The sequence below is a fragment of the Spiroplasma sabaudiense Ar-1343 genome (assembly GCF_000565215.1).
GTDB lineage: Bacteria > Bacillota_I > Bacilli_A > Mycoplasmatales > Mycoplasmataceae > Spiroplasma_B > Spiroplasma_B sabaudiense.
Genome location: NZ_CP006934.1, coordinates 1 through 21,614, shown reverse-complemented (window position 1 = coordinate 21,614; position 21,614 = coordinate 1). Strand labels below are relative to the sequence as shown.

Genomic DNA, 21,614 nt, shown 5'->3' with positions numbered 1-21,614 from the left:
CTTAGCTTCTCGGTTTCATTTGAGGAAATAATAGAACATCTTTTATAGACTCTGAGTTTGTTAGCAACATGACAAGGCGATCAATGCCAATTCCGATTCCAGCAGTTGGTGGAAACCCATATTCCAGAGCCTCAATAAAGTCAATGTCCATTCCTGTTGCTTCATCGTTTCCAGCGTCAGCTTCTTTAATTTGGTCTACAAATCGCTCATATTGGTCAATTGGGTTGTTTAACTCTGCAAAAGCGTTTGCATACTCACGACCGATTATGAATAACTCGAAACGATCTGTAAATCTTGAATCCTGATTATTTGTTTTTGATAATGGCGAAATTTCTTTTGGATGACCATAAATAAATGTTGGTTCAATAATTTTATCCTCAACAAATTCTTCGAAAAATAAGTTAATTATGTGGCCAACAGAGAGATGGTGTTTTTCAACTTGAATGCCTTTCTGTTTAGCTATTTTTGTGGCTTCAGCATAGGTCATTTGTTTTCAAAAATCAATACCTGTAATTTCTTTTATTGCATCAACCATGTGTCAGCGTTTCCACTTTTTACCAAGTTCTAGTTTATGACCACCATATTCAATATTTGTTTTTTCTTGAATCAACAACGAACATTCTTTAAAAATGTTTTCTGTTAAATCCATTAAAAAATCCATGTCTTCATACGCCACATAAAGTTCTATTGAAGTAAATTCTGGATTATGTCTTGTGTCCATTCCTTCATTTCTAAAAATACGTCCGATTTCATAAACTCCCTCAAAGCCACCAACAATTAACCTTTTTAAATGAAGCTCAGTGGCAATCCGTAAATAGAACTCCCTGTCCAAAGCGTTGTAGTGGGTAATAAATGGTTTTGCAGCAGCCCCTCCGTTTATGGTATGTAAAATCGGGGTTTCGACCTCCATGTAACCTTTATTATCTAGAATATCTTGAATTTTTCTAATTATTTTTGTTCTTGCTTGAAAAGTTTTCTTTGTTTCTGGATTCATTATCAAATCAACATAGCGACGGCGGTACTTTTCTTCGATGTCAGCAATTCCTGAATGTTTATCTGGTAATGGTCGTAAACTTTTTGACAGAAGTGTGTATTTCTTAACTCTTAGTGTTAATTCTCCATGATCTGTTTTCATTAAAGTTCCTTCTAGACCAATAATGTCTCCTAAATCAAGGTCACGAAAATATTCAAATTCTGAATCACCCAACTCGTCTTGACGTGCATAAATTTGAATATTGCTTTCTTGGTCTTGAATATTTGCAAAGATTGCTTTTTTACCAGCTTCTCTAAACAAACGAATTCTTCCTGCAATTTTTAGATTTTCTTGTTTTAAATTTAATAAATCTTCTTTTGTAAAACTGCTAAATTTTTCAATAGCTTCTTGAATGGTTGTTGTTCGGGAAAACTTAGTTACCTTAAATGGGTCGCGATTTTCATGAGCTAGTTTTTTATATTTTTCTCTGCGAACTTGTTCTTGTTCTGTAAAGGCTCTTTCAAATTTATCTTTCATATAATCTCCTTTATTCGTAAAGATTTATTAATGCCAAAATATCATTTAAAGTTTCAACTTTAACACAAATCTTTTTCATTTCCATTATTTTATCATTTTTAGGGAGAACCGCAAGGTATCATAAAATTTGCTTACGCATTTCTCTGACCCCTAAATCTTCACCCTTCATTTCAATTAGAAGTTTAGTGTGTCTTATTACAACATTTTTTCATTCCTCAAATGTTGGTGGTCCAAGTTCTTCACGTGTTTCTAAAAAGTGATTAATTTGTTTAAAAATTCATGGATTTCCTTGGGCTGCGCGAGCAACCATAACTGCGTCACAATTTGTTTCCTTTAGCATTTTCAAAGCACTAGGACCATCAACGACGTCTCCGTTACCAATAATCGGAATCTTAACGGCATCTTTTACCATTTTTATGTAACTTCAGTCTGCCTTACCGGTAAAAAATTGTGCTCTTGTTCGCCCGTGGATGGTAAGGGCACTAGCGCCTGCAGCTTCACACAATTTGGCGATTTCAACAACGTTTTTACAACTTTCATCTCACCCAATTCGCAATTTGACAGTGACGGGTTTGTTGACGACTTTAACAACTTCTTTTACAATTTCATAAATTTTCTCTGGATATTTGAGAAGGTTTGCTCCAGCCTGACTTTTTACAGCAACTTTTGGTGCTGGACATCCCATATTTATATCAATAATATCGCAATTTGATTCCTTATTTACCATTTGAGCAGCTTTGACAAATGACTTTAAATCGAAGCCAAAAATCTGTAATGTGATTGGGTGTTCAATTTCTTCAACCTTAATCATCTCAAAAGATTTTTTATTGCCATGAACCAAGCCTTCAGAACTAACCATTTCAGCAAATACTAAATTTGCTCCATTTTCTTTACAAATTATTCTAAATGCGGCATTCGTTGTTCCAGCCATCGGTCCTAGAACGGCAAGTCCATTAATCTCAATATCACCAATTTTCATTAAGATTTTTTACCAGACTTGTAGTAGTTATCATCGATTTCTGAAAAAATTACAACAGTTTCTTTTTTAGAATCTATTTGTGTGAAAAAGTTTTGCAATAAATCAGAGACCCATGCCTTCATTGCTTCTTCGCGTTTTTTTCACTTTATCTCAATTTTAACAAGATTTGTGTTTGTCGAGATTGATGTTATATTTCAAAAAGAAAAAGCTTGTTCTGGGGCATTTAAGTTCAATGCTAATTCTGACGATTTAGCTGCAAATTTTTTTACAACTTCTTCGTTTGTTCCATAAAAATTAAATATTGGCATTTAAATTCTCCATTCTTTTCATTATTATATACTTTTTGTTAAAAAATTTTAAATGGTTTTAAAAATAAAACAACGTTTAAAAGCTTAGAACTGCGGTAAACGTTGTTTTTTTTATGATCAATCAATTTCTGAAGGTTTTTTTGGTTTGGGATTGTTTTTAACTTCGTCGATCAATCCATTACGAACATGAACCACAGTGTTTGCAATATCTGCAATATTTGGGTTATGAGTTACAATAATAACTGTTGTTTTATATTTAGCATTTACTTGGATTAAAATTTCTAAAACCTTTCGGCCCATTTCCTCATCCAATGCACCAGTAGGTTCATCTCCAAATAAGATATCAGGATTTTTAGCCAAGGCTCTGGCGATCGAAACCCTTTGTTGTTGACCACCCGACATTTGGTGTGGATATTTGTTCATTTGTTCTTTCATTCCAATTGTTTCAAAAATGTCTTCAATTGTCATATCTTTGTTTTTGTTTTTACTTAAATTTTCTCCAACTTCTGCATTTTCTTTAGCAGTTAAGTTAGCCAACAAGTTGTATTGTTGAAAAATAAAACCCACATTGTCTCTTCTAAATTTTGTTAAATGCGAATCTTTTAATAGAGATAAGTTTGAACCAAGAACAAAAACATCACCTTCACTAGTTTTGTCAAGACCAGAAATTAAATTAAGCAGTGTGGTTTTTCCTGAACCTGATGGTCCCAAAATCACTATAAAACTTCCTTTTTTAAAAGTTATGTCTACACCTTTTAAAACCGGAGTTTCAACATCACCAGTTACATATGATTTTTTTACCCCAACAAGTTCAATAACATTTTTGTCTAAATAGGGTTTTGAACCCGAAGTAGAAACAACTTTTCCCTCAAGGATTTGTTTTGAATATTTATTTGTTAATTGTTTTTGATGTTTATTTTTAGCTTTGATAGCCTTAACACCTTCTTCGGATGTAATAAAGGGTTCTGTTACAATAAATTCGCTTTCTGGATTTCTTACTTCGAATTCTCCTTCTGGATTGATGGCAACATTTTTTTCTTTATTGTTCATATTTTTCTCCTTATTATTTCTTTTTAAAATGATATCATATTTTGAGTTAAATAATTTTTTTAATTTCTTCTCCTGAAATATTATACTTTAATTTACAAAAATCGCACACAACTTCAACAAACTCATCAGTGTTAATGATATTTTGCAGTTCATCTTCGCCAAGCAATAAAATTGTTGCAAGTACTTTATCTTTTGAACAAGTACACTTGTATTTTAATTGATTAACTTCAAGTATTTTAGCATCGCTTGCAATATCTTTTATTAACTCTTCATAAACAGTTGTTTTTTTTAAGGTATCTAGAAGGTGGTCCAGAGAGCCGAGTTTTTCTTCTAAAAACTCAATATCAGCTTCACTGTGTCCAGGCAGCATTTGAATCATAATTCCAGCGGCTTTTATTACTTCGTTGGCCTCATTTAGTTCCACTAAACTTGATATTAAAGACGGAACTTGATCGCTTTGATTTAATAGGTACATATAGTCAATATTTATCTCACCATTGACAATTTGAACTTTTGAAATATACGGTTCTTTCATATTAATATCTTTTGAAACTTGCAAAAAGCCAATTTTTCCAACGACTTGGCTCAAAGGACTTCCATCTTTTTCTTTAATTTCATTTAAATCAAAATTTGGAACTTGAATATAGCCTCGAACTGTTTTATTTTGAAATTCAGCTATCATGGTTCCTGCAAGGCCAGCCCCATTAATATTTGAAGTAACTTTATTATTTTCCTTTAAATCAGCCCCAATTAAGCAATTGGCAATAACTAATTTTCCTAAGGCAATACTGGCCAAAGAGTTACTATCTTGGAGCTTAATTATCTCCTGAACTGATTCGCTTAAATCAACAATACTAATTTTTAAATTATGGCTTTGGCTTAGCGCTCTAACTTCTAGATCCATAAAAACCTCTATTCTTTTCTATAATTTTAGCAAAAGGTCTGCAAAAACAGACCTTTTTTAATCTGGGGTAAATTCTAAGATTTCCCCATTTTCTTCTTTTCTTTTATACTCTTCTTGGCGAAGTTTTTCTTCTTCGACTTCTTTTGGTAATTTATTTTTTTCATTAATGTAATCAATTTGCTCTGCTGTAATTGTTTCTAAAACACGAAGTGATTCAGCAATTAGTTCCAGAGTTTTTTTATTAGATTTAATAATATCAAAAGCCGACTTATAACACGCTTCAAGCATTTTTTGAATTTCTAAGTCAATTTTTAATGCGGTTTCATCTGAATAGACCCCTTTGGTTTGACCAAAAGCTTCCTCAGACATTGTGACAAATTTTGTCAATCCTAAAGTTGACATCCCAAACTGAGTTACCATTCTTCGAGCAATGTTTGTTGCCTTATCTAAATCGTCATGTGCTCCTGTTGTAATTTTATTTTTTCCAAATATAAATTCTTCAGCCGCACGACCACCAAGATAACCAGTAATGGATGCAAAGAGGTCCTCTTTTGAAGAGAAAACACTTTCATCCTTTGGAGTCATAATTGTGTATCCTCCCGCATTACCACGAGGTATTATTGTTACTTTTTGAACTTTACTTGCACTTTCAAGTTTCAATCCAATTACTGCATGACCCGCTTCATGGTATGAAACAATGTCTTTGTCCATCATTGTCATTGCACGAGATTTTTTAGCAGGTCCCCCAACAACACGATCGATTGCTTCATCAATTTCTGCCAAACCAATTAATTTCTTACCTTCACGAACCACAAGTATTGCAGCCTCGTTTAAAACGTTTTCTAACTGAGCTCCTGAGAATCCAGGGGTTCTTTCAGCAATTCTTTTTCAATCGATTGATGGTGATATTATTTTATTTTTAGAATGAAGTTTTAAAATGGCTTCACGCTCTCTAATATCGGGAAGTGAGATTTGGATTGTTCTGTCGAAACGACCAGGTCTTAACAGCGCAGCATCTAAGACATCAACTCTATTTGTAGCAGCCATTACAATTACCCCTGAATTAGTTCCAAAACCATCCATTTCAACTAAAAGTTGGTTTAAAGTTTGTTCGCTTGTTCCACTACCAATTGACTGGCTACGTTTACGACCAACAGCATCAATTTCATCAATGAAAATAATGCAGGGTGCCGCTTTTTTCGCTTCTGAGAACATTTCACGAACACGGCTCGCTCCTACACCAACAAACATTTCTTCAAATTCAGAACCAGAAATTGAGAAAAACGCAACACCAGCTTCACCGGCAACAGCTTTAGCTAATAGGGTTTTACCAGTTCCTGGTGGACCTTCCATTAGAACTCCTTTAGGAGCTCTAGCGCCTTGATCGTCATATTTTTTAGGGTTTTTTAAATAATCAACTAATTCTAATAGTTCTTGTTTTTCTTCTGTAATCCCAGCGATGTCTGAAAATTTAACATTTGATTTTGCTTCTCTGGCACGGTTTTTACCCATACCAAATACGCCTCCACCAGCTCCAGCTCCGCCTTTCATTGATCTGAAAATTATTACATAAAATACAATTAATAATATAAATGGTAGCAATTGTAAAAATACACCAAGTATTGATGATCCACTATTTACAACGACATGTGCCCCTTGAACAAAAGCCTTAAATGCTGGAGATTCATTTTGTAAGTCCTGAAATTGCCCTTCCCCCATATTTAAAAAGAATTGTTTAACGGTATTGTTGGCATTATTTTGAAGTATTCCGCTTATCTGAATAACTCCGTTTTGACCATAAACAATTGAGACATTATACATTCTGTGATCTGGGCTATTTAATAGCTCAAGAAATCTTTCAATTGTTAGCTGTTCTTGCGTTCCAGCGATTGATTGAAATATTCAAGCTGCAATAATTACTAATGCTAAACATAGCAGTATAATTCACCAGTAATTGATTTTTTTGTTCTTCATTTAATTCACCATTTTCTAAAAATCACTATTATAATAACATTTTAATTCAATTAATAAAAGCATATTAAAAAATGTATAAAATCGATTTTTGCTCATAATCTAAAATAAAAAAAATTTTTAGACGATCAAAGTAATTTTTTTTTCGTCCACTATAAATTTTTGATAGGGTTTTGTTGTTAAATCTAGGGTTTGTTTTGAATTTGTTGTAGTCGTTTGAAATTCAAACAGGAAAATTAATTTGCGTTATCAAAAATTCCTCCCCCAAATCGATAAATTCACCGAGTTCTTTGGCGGAATTAACTAAATTAGTTTTCGTTTGAATCTCAGTTTTTTTTATAAGTTTTAACTCGTTAAAATCCTTCATGATTATATTATCCTTGGTTTTTATTAAAATAAAAGGTTTTGTGCTAATACAAATTTTTTGAATTTCAGAAAGCAACTTTTTTTTACTAAAAACTAAAACATCTTTAAAAGGTGATTCTAGAATGAATTTTGCAATTATCATTTTTTGAGAAAAATCGCTTTGCTTATCTAATTGATTTATTTTTAAAATATTTTCTGATTGATTTTCTTTGAGAAACCGATCTCTTTTAACCTGCATTTTTTTCATTTCTATATTTGCCAACTTGATTTCTCGAGAGTAAGATTGAAATTCTGATTCTTCTAAGTTTTTGCGAATCTTATTTCGCAAAAACTTTTCATCAAAATTAGTTGAATCAATAGCATAAGCAATGTTTTCTGAATCTAAGGTTTTTAATATCGATGATTTAGTTTTTTCTAAAAGCGGTCTTATAATTTTTAAATTTTGGTAGTGACTGATCTTCGCAATTCCATAAGTTTCAACAATGTTATTTCTAATTTTTTGTAGCAAATAAGTTTCGATTACATCATTCAAGTTATGAGCAACTAGCAAGTTTCAAATATTAAACTTTTGAGCACAATCAATAAAAAAATTATAGCGGACGTTTCTAGCAAAATCTTCAAAATTTTCTTTTAAATTTTTATAGTCCTTTTGTAAATTCATTACCTCAAGTCTTAAATTGTATTTGTGACAAAGTTGCTCAACAATTTTTTGATCTTTTATTGAGTCTGATCGATAATTGTAATTAACATGGCAAATAACAAAATTTTCACTTTTAAATTTTTCGTGAGCAACAATTCTGGTTAAAAGAAAAATGCTGTCTGGGCCCCCAGAAACAGCAACTAAATATCTTGATTTTCAGTCCAATTCTTTTAACATAAACTAATCCTCAAACAATTCTAAGACTTCTTTAGTGTATTCTCCGTTATCATAATGGGCGATTAATGGTGGTAAAATTGTTATTCCAGAGTTACCTTGGTAAATACCATCAATCAGCACAGTTTTAGCTTTTTGACCCGCTTTTGAATAAACAAATTGTAAATTCTTTGCTTTAATTTCATATTTATTAAAGTGGTTTAAAATTTCTTCAAACCTTTCTGCGCGATGGACGATTGAAAACCTACCACCTTGTTTTAGACACTTAGCAGCACAAGCAATGATTTCCTCAAGATTAATGTGAGTTTCGTGCCTTGCAGGTGTTAGAAGTTCGCTTTTCTCATTTAGATTTGAACCCTCGTTTACCTTGAAAAAGGGCGGATTGCAAATTACTATATCAAAATTGTGATTTTGTGATTTTGCAAAGTCCTTGATATTTTGATTTAAAACTTCGATTCTGCTTTGCAAATTGTTTTTTTTAATATTTTCAAGCGCGATATTGAATGCATCTTTTTGAATTTCTACGCCAACTATTTTGGCATTTGTGTATTTTGAAATTATTAGTGGTATTACAGCATTATTAGTTCCAAAATCTGCAATCATTTTAGTTTTTGAATTTAATTTAACAAATCTAGCTAAAAGAATTGTATCCAAAGAAAACCGAAACATATCTGTGTCTTGAACTAAAACAAGGTCTTTATAACCCAAGATTGTGTTAACTACTTTCATTTACAGAACCTCGTTCATTTTAATTAAAAAGTTTTCAACTATTAAATTCAAAGGCATTTTGTTTTCCAAATCATTAATAAATTGCAGACAAAGTTCAGCAATTTCTGGATTATTTTTAAGACAATAAAAGCGATAAAAATCACTAACAATTTCTAGAATTTCTTTTTTGTCTAGCTTAGCTAGCTCCTGACCGAAAAGAAATATTTCTTCTTTATCACCAATTTTAGTAAGCTCTATTAATTTGTTTTCCTTTAGTGGCAAAAAATCCGAACTAATAGTAAAAACTTGACAGCGTGATTTAATTGTTGAAATTAATTTTTGTAAATCTCTAGTTTTTAAAATTGCCATTGTGTTTTGGGGTGGTTCTTCCAAAAACTTCAAAATTGAATTTGCAGATTCGTTTGTTAAATTTTCAGCATTGCTCAAGCAGTATATCTTCACTCCCCGGTTCTCTAGAGCAGTAAGCGAAAGTTGTTTAATAACCCCTTGAACCTGGTCCTTGCCGATTGTTGAAAAACCGTCACCAATCAAAATGATGTCACTTATCAAATTTTTAGAAAACCGAATACAGTAATTGCAATTGTCATTTGGCAGCGATTTTTGCGGACAATATAAAATTCTGATTATTTCAAATGCGCTTTTATCCATTAATTCCTGATCGTTGCAATTTATTAAGATGGCATGATTTAGAGAATTTCTTAAACTCAACTGTTGAATTTTCTTAATTAATTCAGGAGCTCTCATTGTTTATGACTTTTTTAATCTTTCTTCAAGAGCTTCTAGAATTAGGAACTCAACTTGCTGAACAACTTCATTAACTGATTTACGAGCATCAACAACTTTGATTCGGTCGGTGTTGTTACTGATTAATAACTGATAACCCTCATAGACTACTTGGTGAAATTTCTCATCTTCTAAGTCCAGGCGGTCAGCAGATCTAACACGTGATGTTAATCTAATTTGCGCCTCTTTAGGATTGATATCAAAAAAAATCGTTAAATCTGGTTTAGCACTGCCGATCACCACGTTTTGAACCTGATCAATTTCAGCCATTCCGATTCCGCGAGCATAACCTTGATAAACAGTTGTTGAATCCATAAAGCGATCGCAAATCACAACTTTGCCACTTTTTAACGCTGGAATGATTTTTCGATCAACATGCTGCTTTCTTGAAGCAATATATAATAAGGCTTCAGTTCAATGTGTCATACTAGTATTATTTTTATCTAAAATTAATTTGCGAATTGCTTCAGAAATTTCTTCTCCTCCAGGCTCTCTTGTTAAAATAACATCGTAGCCTTTTTCTAAAATTTTTTCTTTGACAATTTTGGCAATAGTTGTTTTTCCTGAGCCATCAATTCCTTCTAGTGAAATAAAAATCATTTATTTAATCCTCGTATTTTTCTCTATTTTTAATTGCTATTTTTAAAGTCGTATCATCTATATAATCTAACATTCCACCAAATGGAATTCCTTTTGCAATTCTGGTTATTTTTTTTGTTTTTTTTCTTAAAATCCCAGCAATAAAATTTGCCGTTACTTCTCCCTCGAATGTACTATTTAAAGCAAGTATCACTTCACTGTTTTCATTAACCCGGGAAAGTAGTTCGTTTATTGTTAGTTTGTCTGGGGTTTTGTTTTTATTAAGGTTAATTTCACCCTTTAGAACGTGATAAACTCCCTTAAACAAATTTGATTTTTCGATTGTGTGAGCATCCGAAATTGAGCTTACCACACAAATCTGGTTTTTATCTCTTTGAGAGTTTTGACAAATTTCACAAATCTGGTTTTCTGTATAGTAAAAGCAGATGGGACATTCTGATAAACTTTCTTCGATATAATTTATTATATCTTTAAATTTGACAATTCTATCTTTACTAGTAATTAAATCAAAAATAATACGTTCCGAGTTTTTTTTACTGAAGCCTTTATTCAGGCTTAAATTATAAATTAATTCTTCAATTTTGCTGTCTTTCATTTTATACCTAATCTACAATTTTAATGTTCTCGATCCCAAAAATATCTTTCATTTCTTCTAGCGAACTGTTAACTTCATTTGAAAGCTTATTATTTTTTCTAATAATCCCCTCATAAAAAGAGTTAATTTCGATATCTTGGTATTTTCACAATTCATTGTTTTCTTTCATTTTTAAATAATCATCTTTAATATTATTTCAATTATTTTTTGAAATTGCAATAATAGCATAAGGAGAATTTAATAAATCAAAAAGTGCTTCTCGGTAATTTAAATCTTGTAGAGACTCGTTTAATAAATCAGCAACTTTCTCATGATCGCAAACAATTAAAATTCCGCTATCACTGACAGCAGTTATTTTGTGGTTTCAAAGCAATCTGAATTTTGTTGCTAATTTTTGATTACTAAATATCTGACCGTTTTCAAGTTTGAAGATATCTGAAATTTTTTCGTTAATTAAATTTCTTTGCTCTTTTTTAGCTCCAAGGATTACATTAATAATTTTTTTGTCACTAATAACAATTTTATATAATGGGTTTGTTGAGTGTTTAACTATATCGCTTAGAATCATTTTTTGAAGTTTTATTTCATCAATATTTTGATGATCCTCTGCTTCAGTATGTTCTTCAGGATTTTTAAAGCTTTTTAGTTCTTCTATGGGATTCTCTTCTGATTTCAAATTATCATTGGGAGTTATTTGTTCAAAAGTACTTTTTTCTTCAAATGAAGACACTATATTTGCATCTTTTTTATTTATATTTTTTATATTTAAATGATATATTACTTTTAAGATGCTAACAAGCATGTAGTCTTGATTTGTATTTCCTGATTTAGTTTTTCCATATGCTTCACTTAGCGCATCGCTAATTTTAAAAAAGTTTTCGATTTGATAATTCTCGAATTTTTCTGCTTCGCTTTTATCCAAGACTTTCATAAAATTTGAATTGTGCGTCAATTTATATTGAATTATTTCTTTTAATATTTCCAACAAAGAAAGCGATAAGACACTAAAGTCAATTCCTTGATTTAAGGCAGACTCAAAATAAGAAATTATTTTTTCATTTCTAAAATTAAAAATATCTTCTAGTAGGTCTAGCTTTTCTTTTTTGCTGGCAACACTGAATACCATTTTCAAATGATCTAAGCTAATTTCTCCGGTTTGAAATACCATCACTTGCTCCAAAATATTCAAGGCATCTCTCAAAGAGCCGTCAGCTAAATAATAAATTTCTTGGACAGCTTCATCAGTTATTTGAACCTGTTCTAAATTTGCAATTTCTTTAATCTTATTTGTCATTGCCATTTGATTGATTTTTTTAAAGTTGAATCCTTGGCAACGAGAAATTATCGTTGCTGGAATTTTATTTAATTCAGTTGTTGCCAAAATGAAAATGACATGAGTTGGTGGTTCTTCTAGAGTTTTTAACAATGCATTAAAGGCTGAATTGGTTAGCATGTGAAATTCATCAATAATATATATTTTAAACTTTGAAAAAGTCGGTAACGTTGAAACGTTAGTTTTAATATTTCTTATTTCGTCAACACCGTTATTTGATGCAGCATCGATTTCAAAAATATCAGGATGAGAATTATTATCAGCCAGTCGACAGCTCTCGCAATTTTGACAAGCTTCACCCTCAATAATATTGTTACAATTTACGACCTTAGCAAATATTTTTGCAACCGAGGTTTTACCTGTTCCTCTTTGCCCTGAAAAAAGCAAGGCGTGGGGAAAGGAGTTGGTTTTGATTTCGTTAATTAAAATAGTCTTTAAATTTTCATGACCAGCCACTTCAGAAAAGTTTTTCGGGCGGTAAATTCGGTATAGTGATTTTTTAATTTCTTCCATATTTATCATCCCCTTGATCTCTTAAGTTTTTGAAAAAATTTTTTAGTTCTGAAATGAAATACTCTTCAACTTCTATATCATTTCATTTTGTTATTTTTAAACGGCTTGTACTTTTGTCAAGCATTTGACAAGTCAATGGACCTAGTTTATGGTTATCAACGATGTATATTACTTCGGAAATATAAGCTTGTTCAATAGCACCCAGGCACATTAGGCAAGGTTCCAAAGTTGTTACTATTTTATATTTTTCCAAATGGAAACTTTTGACTTTATCTACCGCAGAAGTTAGCGCATTTATTTCAGCGTGTTCAATTAATGAATTATTTTTTACTCTTGTATTACAGGCTTGGCTTAATACATTTCCATCGTCATCAATAATAATTGCCGCAACAGGAATGTCTTGGGAGTTCTTAGTCTGCTCTGTTAAATCCTTTAAAATATTAAGTAATTTTTTTTTCATAACTTCTCCAATAAAAAAGCCAAAGTACAAGGCACAGATTCTTATGGCTGCTACCTTCCGGTCCTGACCAGGTTCAAACGTTACCCTTACTATGGCATTTTTATATTACCATATTTTTGAGCAGATTTCATCATTAAAAATATAAAAAGTTATTGTTATTTGTTTCACGTGAAACAAATAAGTAATAATTATTTATCAACTCTAGTGTTTCACGTGAAACAAAAAAAACTAGTAAAACTAGTTTTTTGTTAAATATTTTTCATTATTAAAGTAAGGTTGTAGAACATCTGGTAGAACAAGTTTTTCACCATCTCAATAATTTTCTAAAATTGCTGCAATTAAGCGGTCTATTGCAACACCCGAACCGTTTAAAGTGTGGACAAAGTCATTGCCTTTTTCCCCTTTATATCTTGTTTTCATTCTTCGGGCTTGGAAATCTCCACAATTAGAACAAGATGAAATTTCACGGTATTTTGCCTGACTTGGAAATCAAACTTCTAAATCATAAGTTTTAGTTGCACTAAACCCTAAGTCTCCACCGCATAATTCCACTACTCGATATGGCAACTTAAATAAATTCAAGATATCTTCAGCGTCTTTTAGTAGTTTTTCTAACTCCAACATTGAGTCTTCTGGTTTAACTATTTTTACTAACTCTACTTTGTTAAACTGGTGAAGTCTAATCATCCCTTTTGTATCTCGGCCAGCACTTCCAGCTTCTTGTCTAAAACATTGGGTGTAGGCGGTATATTTAATAGGTAATAAATCCGGATTGATTATTTCATCTCGATGAATATTTGTTAAAGGAACCTCTGCTGTAGGAATTAAATATTGATCCCCAACTTTATAAGCGTCGTCTGCAAACTTTGGTAGCTGTCCGGTTCCAAACATGTTAATTTCATTTACAATAAGCGGTAAGTAAAATTCTTGGTAGCCGTTGCTTGAATGATGACTCAGCAAAATATCAATAATTGCTCGAACCATTTTAGATCCAGCATTTTTATAAACCATAAATCTTGAACCAGATATCTTTGATCCTAAATCAAAATCGGCAATCCCAAGAGTTGTAGCTATGTCTCAGTGCTCTGGACTTGACTCTCTTATTGGCATTAGACCTGCTCTTTTAATCTCAAAATTATCATTATCATCATTACCAATCTTGATTTCTGAGTGTGGTAAATTTGGAATTCCTGCCATAATCTCAGTAATTTCTTCGTTTACTAAATTTATGCTTTTATCTAGTTTAGTAATCTCAGAATTAATTTTGACTACGTTGGCCTTGTTGGATTCAACAACTTCATTTTTTCCTTCTTTAATTAATTCTGGAATCAATTTAGAAATTTGGTTTTTCTCCGCTTTCATTAATTCAACTTTTTTTAAAAGATCTTTTCTAGTTGTGTTTTTTTCAACAGCTTTTTTTAAGGCAACTGAGAAGTCGGCATTACGTTTACTTAACTGTTTAATATAACCATCAAGATCTGCTTCTACTTTATTTATATCAAGCATAATAATCTCCTTATTTGTTTTTTTGTCATTCTAGTGTAACAGCTGTAATTACTTCGTCATTATTTAATCTAAACCCTTTAACTCCTTGAGTGTTTCGAGATAATAACGGCAACTCTGAAACCGGTATTTTAATTAGATTACCTTTAGATGAAATCATGACAATTGTGTCGGTTTCTCTAATTGATAAAATCGATTTGAAAAATCCGGTTTTTTCATTTAGGTTCATCGCCTTAACTCCTTTAGAGTTTCGACCAAGAATTTTGTATTCGCTAACCGAAGTTTTCTTGGCACTTCCGCGGTCTGAAATTGTTGAAATCAAATTACTATTAAAGTTTGTACAAGATCCGATTACAAAGTCTTCTTTATCCAAACTGATTCCCTTAACTCCAAATGAGCTTCGCGATAAAATGTTGATATTATCTTCGCTTATTCTTGTTACTTTACCTTTGTAAGTTCCAATAATTAAATCGTTTTCACCGTTAGTTGGAATAACTGAAATTAGTTCATCATTTTCTTTTAATTTGATTGTGATTTTACCGGATTGATTTATTAAAGCAAATTCCTCAATTGGTGTTCTTTTTACAATTCCACCTTTTGTAACAAAAGTTAAAAATTTGTATTTGTTTTTGCGATCTCTGAAAGGCAAAATTGAAGTAACAGTTTCATCTTTAGTTATATTTATATAATTTATAATTGGTAAACCTCTTGAGGTTCTGCTAAATTGAGTTACGTTGTATGCTTTGATTCGATAAACTTTTCCTTTGTCAGTAAATAATAATAGGTCATCTCTAGTTTTACCCATTGTCGCAACTGTAATCGGGTCTGTTTCGCGATCATTAACAATAATTCCTCGACCACCGCGTTTTTGTATTTTAAAATCGTTAGGTTCAATTCGACGAATGTAACCTTCTTTTGAAAGAGTGATGATCATTTTACTATCAGCAATTAACTCTTCGTTATCAATTTCAGTTGAGATCTCGTCAATTATTTCAGTTCGACGATTATCCCCAAATTTGTTTGAAATTTCATTTAACTGATTGACTAGAACCTGATTTTGTTCTTCCGGGCTTGCAATAATTTTATCTAGAACTTCAATTCTAATTTTAATGTCTGAAATTTCTTGAATAATTTTTTCTCGTTCCAATCCCACAAGACGTTGTAAACGCATTTCTAAAATTGCTTTGTTTTGTTCGTCATCAAAGCCAAATGCTGATGTCATTTTTTCTTTTGCAATATCATTGGTTTTAGAATTTCTAATAATTTCAATTATTTTATCTATGTTATCTAAGGCAATCCCTAGAGCTGTTAAAATATGTAATTTTTTTTGTAACTTATTTTTTTCAAAAATAGTTCGACGTAAAATTATTTGAATTTGATAACTAACATAGTTTTTAATAATTTTTTTCAAATCCATTAATAACGGAACACCATTATTTAAAGCAACCATGTTAATTGAAAAATTAATTTGCAAGTTTGTCATTTTATATAATTTATTAATAACCATTTGGGCATTAGCATCACGCTTTAACTCAATTACAACTCTTATTCCTTCATAGTTTGATTCGTCACGCAAGTCTGAAATTTCTTGAATTGTTTTTGTTTTAGCTAATTCTGCAATTCTTTCAATAATTCTTGCTTTATTGGTTTGATAAGGGATTTCTGTAATGATTAAACGCTTGTTTTTTTCAGTCTCGTCAATATCAATTCTTGCTCGAACAGTTAAACTACCTCTCCCTGTTCGATAACCTTCGCGCATTAAGTGACCATTTGTCATTAGCGCTCCAGTTGGGAAATCAGGTCCTTTGATATAATTCAACATTTCATCAATTGTGATCTCGTTGTTATTTATATAAGCAATGATTGCACTCAGTAATTCCTTTAAATTATGTGGTGGAATATTTGTTGCCATTCCAACAGCGATTCCTGTTGCTCCGTTAGCTAATAAATTTGGTAAGTAGCCAGGTAAGTAGCCAGGTTCAGTTTCACTGGCGTCATAATTATCAATAAATGGAATGGTGTCCATATCAATATCTTTAATTATTAGTGCAGAAACTTTAGAAAGACGAGCTTCAGTATAACGCATGGCTGCGGCTCCATCTCCGTCAATTGAACCAAAGTTCCCATGGCCATCAACTAGTGGATAGCGATATGAGAAATCTTGGGCCATTCGGACCATGGCTTCATATACTGAGCTGTCCCCGTGAGGGTGATACTTACCAATTACTTCCCCAACAATACGCGCTGATTTTTTATGCGGCTTGTCATGAGTAATTCCCAAGTCATTCATTGCATAAATGATTCTTCGGTGAACTGGTTTTAAACCGTCTTTCAAATCTGGTAATGCTCGACTAACAATTACGCTCATTGCGTATTCTAAAAAGTCTTTTTGCATTTCCGTTTTAATATCCATTAATACTACTTTTCCATCATGACCTTTTTCACTCATTTTTAGTCCTCTTTTCTATTTATGAAATTAAAAGTCAAGGTTTTCAACAAATTGAGCATTTTCAGTAATAAATTTACGTCGACTCTCAATATTTTCTCCCATTAAACTTGAAAAAACTTCATTATCTAAGAAAGGTTCATTGGCATCAATTTGTAGTATTGTGCGGCGTTCTGGATCCATTGTTGTTTCTCACAATTGAATCGGGTCCATTTCACCTAATCCTTTATAACGTTGAATTGTATATTTTAAATCTTTAAATTCATTTGCTTTTAGTTGTTCTAATTCTTGATCATTATAAGCGTAAGCATTTTTTTTACCAGCCTCAATTTTATATAATGGGGGTTGGGCAACATAAATGTTTCCGTTCTTGACAATTTTGTTCATATAACGATAAAAGAAAGTTAATAATAACGTTCTAATGTGAGCTCCATCAACATCAGCATCAGTCATAATAATAATTTTTTTATATCTTATTTTTTCTAAATCTAGGTTGTCTTTGATTCCAGTTCCAATAGCAGTGACAATTGATTGAATCTCATTGTTTTCAAAGGCACGACTCTCTTTTACTTTTTCAACATTTAAAACTTTACCACGAAGCGGTAAAATTGCTTGGTATTTTCGGTTACGTCCTGTTTTGGCACTTCCCCCAGCTGAATCCCCTTCGACTAGGTATAGTTCACAAAGTTCTGAATCCTTTGACTCACAATCTGCTAGTTTTCCTGGTAGGGAAAAATTATCTAAAGCAGATTTACGACGAGTATCCTCTCTTGCACGCATTGCTGCAATTCTTGCTTTCTGGGATAGCATATTTTTTTCAATAATTTTTTTACTATCTTCTGGATTTTTTAATAAATACTCTTTAAATTTTTCACTAATTACTTGTGAAACAGCTTCTTTAACATCAATATTGGATAGCTTTGATTTTGTTTGACCTTCAAATTGTGGATCCATATGTTTTATTGATAAAACACAAACAATTCCCTCTTTGATATCGTCTCAATTAAACTTGGTTTTCTTTTGATTTTTACCACTATCGTTTATATAGTTATTTATTACTTTGATTAAGGCTTGGCGAAGTCCTTCTTCGTGAGTTCCTCCCTCACTTGTAAATATGTTGTTACAAAATGAGTAAAGACTTTCTGAATAAGAATCATTGTATTGCAAGGCAAATTCAATTGCAATTTGATTGTAAGTTTCTGCCACTGAAAAAACATTTTCATTAATTTTATTTTTACCACTATTAATTTCTGTTACATAGTCTTCGATTCCGTTTTCAAAGTGATAAGATACTTCTTTCCCGTTGCGCTCATCAAATAAGTGAATTGTTACTCCACGATTTAAAAATGCCATTTGTTTTAATTTGTTTTGAATTGTTTTAAAATTAAAATCTATTGTATCCTTAAAAATTTCAGGATCTGGTTTAAATTTCACAATTGTTCCTTGAGCATCTGTTTTTCCAATTACATCAAGACTTGAAATTTTAGTTCCCCCATCACTAAAATACTGACGGTGAATTTTATTTTCTCTTAAAACCAAAACTTCAACATAAAGGCTTAAAGCATTAACAACTGAAGCTCCAACCCCGTGAAGTCCACCAGAAATTTTATAAGTATCTGATGAAAATTTTCCTCCAGCATGCAAAACAGTAAAAACGGTTTCAAGTGCGCTTTTATTTGTTTCTGAGTGAATGTCAATTGGGATTCCTCGCCCATTATCCATAACTATTATTTCATTTTTATCTGTAATTACAACTGAAATTGAGTCAGCAAAACCTGCTAATGTTTCATCAATTGAATTATCGATTATTTCTCAAATCAAATGATGTAGTCCTACCTCGTTTGTTGAGCCAATATACATTCCAGGTCTTTTTCTAACAGCTTCAAGACCTTTTAAGACTTGAATTGACGATGAACTATATTTTCCTTCCATCAAAATAACCTCTTTTCCACCTATGATTATAGCATTTTTATAATTAAAATAACCCCTGTGATAAAGATTATTATGATAAATAATATCCTTTCTTAAAAGACTGCAAAAAGTTTTTAAAATACCTATTTAAACCTTTAAATGGTGATTTTTTCATATTTTTTTAAATTTCCAAAAACTAATTTGTGAACATTGGTAAAACTAACTGCACTAAACCGTGATCTTCTGGTGAAGTAATTAAAATTGGTTTTTTGTTATCAATTATTTTAATTTCTAGTACCTTTGTATCAAAAGTACGAACTGCATCCATAAAAAACTTTGAGTTAAAGCTAATATTTTGGTCATCTAATCCTTTTAAATCAAATTCTTGAAACTCTTCTTCAAAATTACCAATTTGTTGGATATTTGATTTAATAAAAATAGTATCACCTTGTAATTTTAAATTAACAACTGTTGAGCTATTTTCTTCACTTGGAATATCAGCGCGACTAATAACTTTTGCAAACTCCTTATTCCCTAAAGTAATAATTGAGTTGAAGTCTTTTGGAAAAGCTGCATTAATATCTGGAAATTGACCTTCAAGAATTGTTGATTGAAAAATTGTATTTCCGAAAATTAAAGTGACATAACCATCTGATTGAATAAATTCTACCTCATCTTTATCAGAGACAATTTTGATAAATTCATTAATAGTTTTTATTGGCACATTAATATCAAGTCGTTCTAGGCTTTCGCTTAAAATAATTTTTTTCTGCGACAGACGATAAGAATCTGTTCCTGATATGTTTAATTCATTACCACTAACACTAAAATTTAATCCTGTCAGGGACAATTTTTTATTATTTTCGTCAACTGAAATTAAAGTCTGTGTCATTGCTTTTTTTAAGATACTAGCAGAAATTGTAAATTTGTTACCGTTTTCTCTAAAACCAATTAGAGGGTAATCTTCATGATCTAAGATATTTAAATGAAATTCAGCTTTTTCACCTTTAACCTTAATCAGATTATTTTCAATTAAAGTTATATCAATAAACTGATCATCGATACGTCTTAGAATTTCGATTAGATATCTTCCTTTAACAAGAATATTACCAACTTCATTAACCTCTAACCCTGAGTCTTTTTTACTAATGCTTGATTTAATTGAGATGCTTCCGTTACTTGAAATAATAACGATTTTATCAACTGATGCTTCGATTGATATTCCCAATAATGACGGATTTGAAGATTTTAAGTCAATAATTTTACTAGCTTTACTTAACTCTTCTAAAAATCGTCCTTTTTTAATTTTGAAATTCATAAATCCTCCTATTTAAATTATTATTTACTATTATTATTATGCAGTTAATTTGTGGAAAACCCCGAAAAAACCAATCCAGGACCGGCTTTAACAAGATTTTAATAACATACTCCAAAAAGTTAATAACAACTATTTTAAACTCAAACGCTTCTTGATTTGCTCAACCATGCGTTTGTATTCTTTGTCTTTTGAAATTTTGGTTTCAACATTGTTAATTGCATTAATGACTGTGGTGTGATCTTTGCCTCCAAATTCACTTCCAATTACACTTAAATTGTGGTTCAGCAGAATTTTTGTTAAATACATTGCCAAATGTCGAGCATTTACTAAATTAGCTATTCTTGATTTACCATCAATCATTTTGACTGTTACACCGAATTTTTCAGCAACAACGTCTTTTATTTTTCTGGTATTCATTTTTCCAATCGAAACTACAGGAATATCTTTAAAGATATTTGTCACGTGTTCAAGGGTTATTAGTTCACCAGAGTTATTTTGAATGGTTCAAAACAAAATTTTATTGATAGTTCCCTTAATTTTTCTAACATCAGAACTAAAATAGGTTGCAATATAACCCTTTGCCTCGTCTGTAATTGAAATATTTTGAGAATCCAACTCTTTATTAATGATACCAATTGCGGTCTCAAAGTCTGGAGTAGTTATACCAACACTCAATCCGGAGTTAAACCTAGTTATCATTCTTTGATCAAATCCGTTTAATTCTTCTGGGTATTTATCAGAGGTAAAAACAATTTGTTTCTTGTTATTAATAAAACTGTTAAATATTCTAAAAAATATTTCATTTGTTTTACCTCGGTTTGCTAGAAATTGAATGTCATCAATTAGTAAAACATCATACTCTTCATAATTTTTTTCAAATTGTTCTATTGAATTGTGACCCTGAGAAATAATATCAACAACTAATTTTCCAAATTCTTCACTTGTTGTGTATTTAACGCGAAAATCTTTATCTGATTTTTGGGTTTTAACAAAATATTCAATCCCTTTGATTAAGTGGGTTTTTCCAAGCCCTGAATCCCCATAAATAAATAGCGGATTTCATTTACGACCCAAATCAGTTGCAACTGCTTTTGATGCCATGAAAGCTTGAATATTAGAATCCCCTTTTACAAAGTTTTCTAAAGAATATTCATAGTTGTCCTTGATATCGCTACTATCTTTAATTTTTCTAACTTCTTCTTCAACATTATATTCTTCAGGAGTTAATAATCTAAGTGTGGCAGCCTCTTTTGTAATGTTTCTTATCTCATTTAATAATTGCTCTGCAATGTTTTCTATTACAATTTTACCCATTCCTGAAGTCAACACAATTCAGTATTCGTTGTCTTCTTTAATATAAAATCTTGCAGTTTTAACGTACTCTTGATAAGAAGTATGGTCTATTAAATCACTGGATATTAGTCATTCCTTTAATTTTCTTCAAATTTCTTCTTCGCGCAT

At 31.3% G+C, this 21,614-nt stretch carries 18 protein-coding genes and 1 other RNA gene; all 19 read right to left on the bottom strand.

The features are described from left to right. Position 1: 1 nt before the first annotated feature. On the bottom strand, positions 2-1,510 hold the full coding sequence (gene lysS, locus SSABA_RS00090; RefSeq protein ID WP_025250571.1) for a lysine--tRNA ligase: 1,509 nt from the start codon (positions 1,508-1,510) through the stop codon (positions 2-4). Positions 1,511-1,520: 10 nt separating this feature from the next. Next, positions 1,521-2,489, bottom strand: a complete 969-nt coding sequence (gene dusB / locus SSABA_RS00085; protein WP_025250570.1) for a tRNA dihydrouridine synthase DusB — start codon at positions 2,487-2,489, stop codon at positions 1,521-1,523. After that, positions 2,489-2,797, bottom strand: a complete 309-nt coding sequence (locus SSABA_RS00080; protein ID WP_025250569.1) for a DUF1904 family protein — start codon at positions 2,795-2,797, stop codon at positions 2,489-2,491. The genes dusB and SSABA_RS00080 overlap by 1 nt, the downstream gene beginning before the upstream one ends. A 111-nt stretch (positions 2,798-2,908) precedes the next feature. Continuing rightward, positions 2,909-3,847 (bottom strand): ABC transporter ATP-binding protein, encoded by a 939-nt coding sequence (locus SSABA_RS00075; protein ID WP_025250568.1) that lies wholly within the window; start codon positions 3,845-3,847, stop codon positions 2,909-2,911. 46 nt (positions 3,848-3,893) lie between these two features. Next, positions 3,894-4,751 carry an Hsp33 family molecular chaperone HslO gene (locus SSABA_RS00070; RefSeq protein WP_025250567.1) on the bottom strand — a complete coding sequence of 286 codons (858 nt, stop codon included), beginning with the start codon at positions 4,749-4,751 and terminating at the stop codon, positions 3,894-3,896. A gap of 57 nt (positions 4,752-4,808) precedes the next feature. Continuing rightward, on the bottom strand, positions 4,809-6,725 hold the full coding sequence (gene ftsH / locus SSABA_RS00065) for an ATP-dependent zinc metalloprotease FtsH (RefSeq protein ID WP_025250566.1): 1,917 nt from the start codon (positions 6,723-6,725) through the stop codon (positions 4,809-4,811). A 64-nt stretch (positions 6,726-6,789) separates the two neighbouring features. Beyond that, positions 6,790-7,965, bottom strand: coding sequence for a tRNA lysidine(34) synthetase TilS (gene tilS, locus SSABA_RS00060; RefSeq protein WP_025250565.1), 1,176 nt, complete (start codon positions 7,963-7,965; stop codon positions 6,790-6,792). A 3-nt stretch (positions 7,966-7,968) separates the two neighbouring features. Further along, positions 7,969-8,691, bottom strand: a complete 723-nt coding sequence (locus SSABA_RS00055; RefSeq protein ID WP_025250564.1) for a tRNA1(Val) (adenine(37)-N6)-methyltransferase — start codon at positions 8,689-8,691, stop codon at positions 7,969-7,971. Then, positions 8,692-9,435, bottom strand: a complete 744-nt coding sequence (locus SSABA_RS04875) for a hypothetical protein (RefSeq protein ID WP_025250563.1) — start codon at positions 9,433-9,435, stop codon at positions 8,692-8,694. Between the two features lie 3 nt (positions 9,436-9,438). Next, positions 9,439-10,074 carry a dTMP kinase gene (tmk, locus tag SSABA_RS00045; protein WP_038673584.1) on the bottom strand — a complete coding sequence of 212 codons (636 nt, stop codon included), beginning with the start codon at positions 10,072-10,074 and terminating at the stop codon, positions 9,439-9,441. Positions 10,075-10,078: 4 nt separating this feature from the next. Continuing rightward, entirely contained in the window at positions 10,079-10,669 is a 591-nt protein-coding gene (gene recR, locus SSABA_RS00040) for a recombination mediator RecR (protein WP_025250561.1), read from the bottom strand. 7 nt (positions 10,670-10,676) lie between these two features. Beyond that, complete coding sequence (gene dnaX, locus SSABA_RS00035; protein ID WP_025250560.1) at positions 10,677-12,515, bottom strand: DNA polymerase III subunit gamma/tau; 1,839 nt, start codon at positions 12,513-12,515, stop codon at positions 10,677-10,679. Then, on the bottom strand, positions 12,502-12,975 hold the full coding sequence (locus SSABA_RS00030) for a nucleoside deaminase (RefSeq protein WP_025250559.1): 474 nt from the start codon (positions 12,973-12,975) through the stop codon (positions 12,502-12,504). The genes dnaX and SSABA_RS00030 overlap by 14 nt, the downstream gene beginning before the upstream one ends. A 6-nt stretch (positions 12,976-12,981) precedes the next feature. After that, positions 12,982-13,078: signal recognition particle sRNA small type (ffs, locus tag SSABA_RS05050), an RNA gene on the bottom strand. A gap of 134 nt (positions 13,079-13,212) precedes the next feature. Continuing rightward, the gene (serS, locus tag SSABA_RS00025) at positions 13,213-14,481 is read right to left on the bottom strand and encodes a serine--tRNA ligase (protein ID WP_025250558.1); all 1,269 of its coding nucleotides are present in this window, start codon (positions 14,479-14,481) and stop codon (positions 13,213-13,215) included. A gap of 10 nt (positions 14,482-14,491) precedes the next feature. Then, positions 14,492-16,927: a DNA gyrase subunit A gene (gyrA, locus tag SSABA_RS00020; RefSeq protein ID WP_038673582.1), complete on the bottom strand. Its 2,436-nt coding sequence runs from the start codon at positions 16,925-16,927 to the stop codon at positions 14,492-14,494. A gap of 27 nt (positions 16,928-16,954) precedes the next feature. Beyond that, the gene (gene gyrB / locus SSABA_RS00015; RefSeq protein ID WP_025250557.1) at positions 16,955-18,856 is read right to left on the bottom strand and encodes a DNA topoisomerase (ATP-hydrolyzing) subunit B; all 1,902 of its coding nucleotides are present in this window, start codon (positions 18,854-18,856) and stop codon (positions 16,955-16,957) included. A 175-nt stretch (positions 18,857-19,031) separates the two neighbouring features. Beyond that, entirely contained in the window at positions 19,032-20,153 is a 1,122-nt protein-coding gene (gene dnaN, locus SSABA_RS00010) for a DNA polymerase III subunit beta (protein WP_025250556.1), read from the bottom strand. 129 nt (positions 20,154-20,282) lie between these two features. After that, positions 20,283-21,614 carry a chromosomal replication initiator protein DnaA gene (gene dnaA, locus SSABA_RS05085; protein ID WP_025250555.1) on the bottom strand — a complete coding sequence of 444 codons (1,332 nt, stop codon included), beginning with the start codon at positions 21,612-21,614 and terminating at the stop codon, positions 20,283-20,285.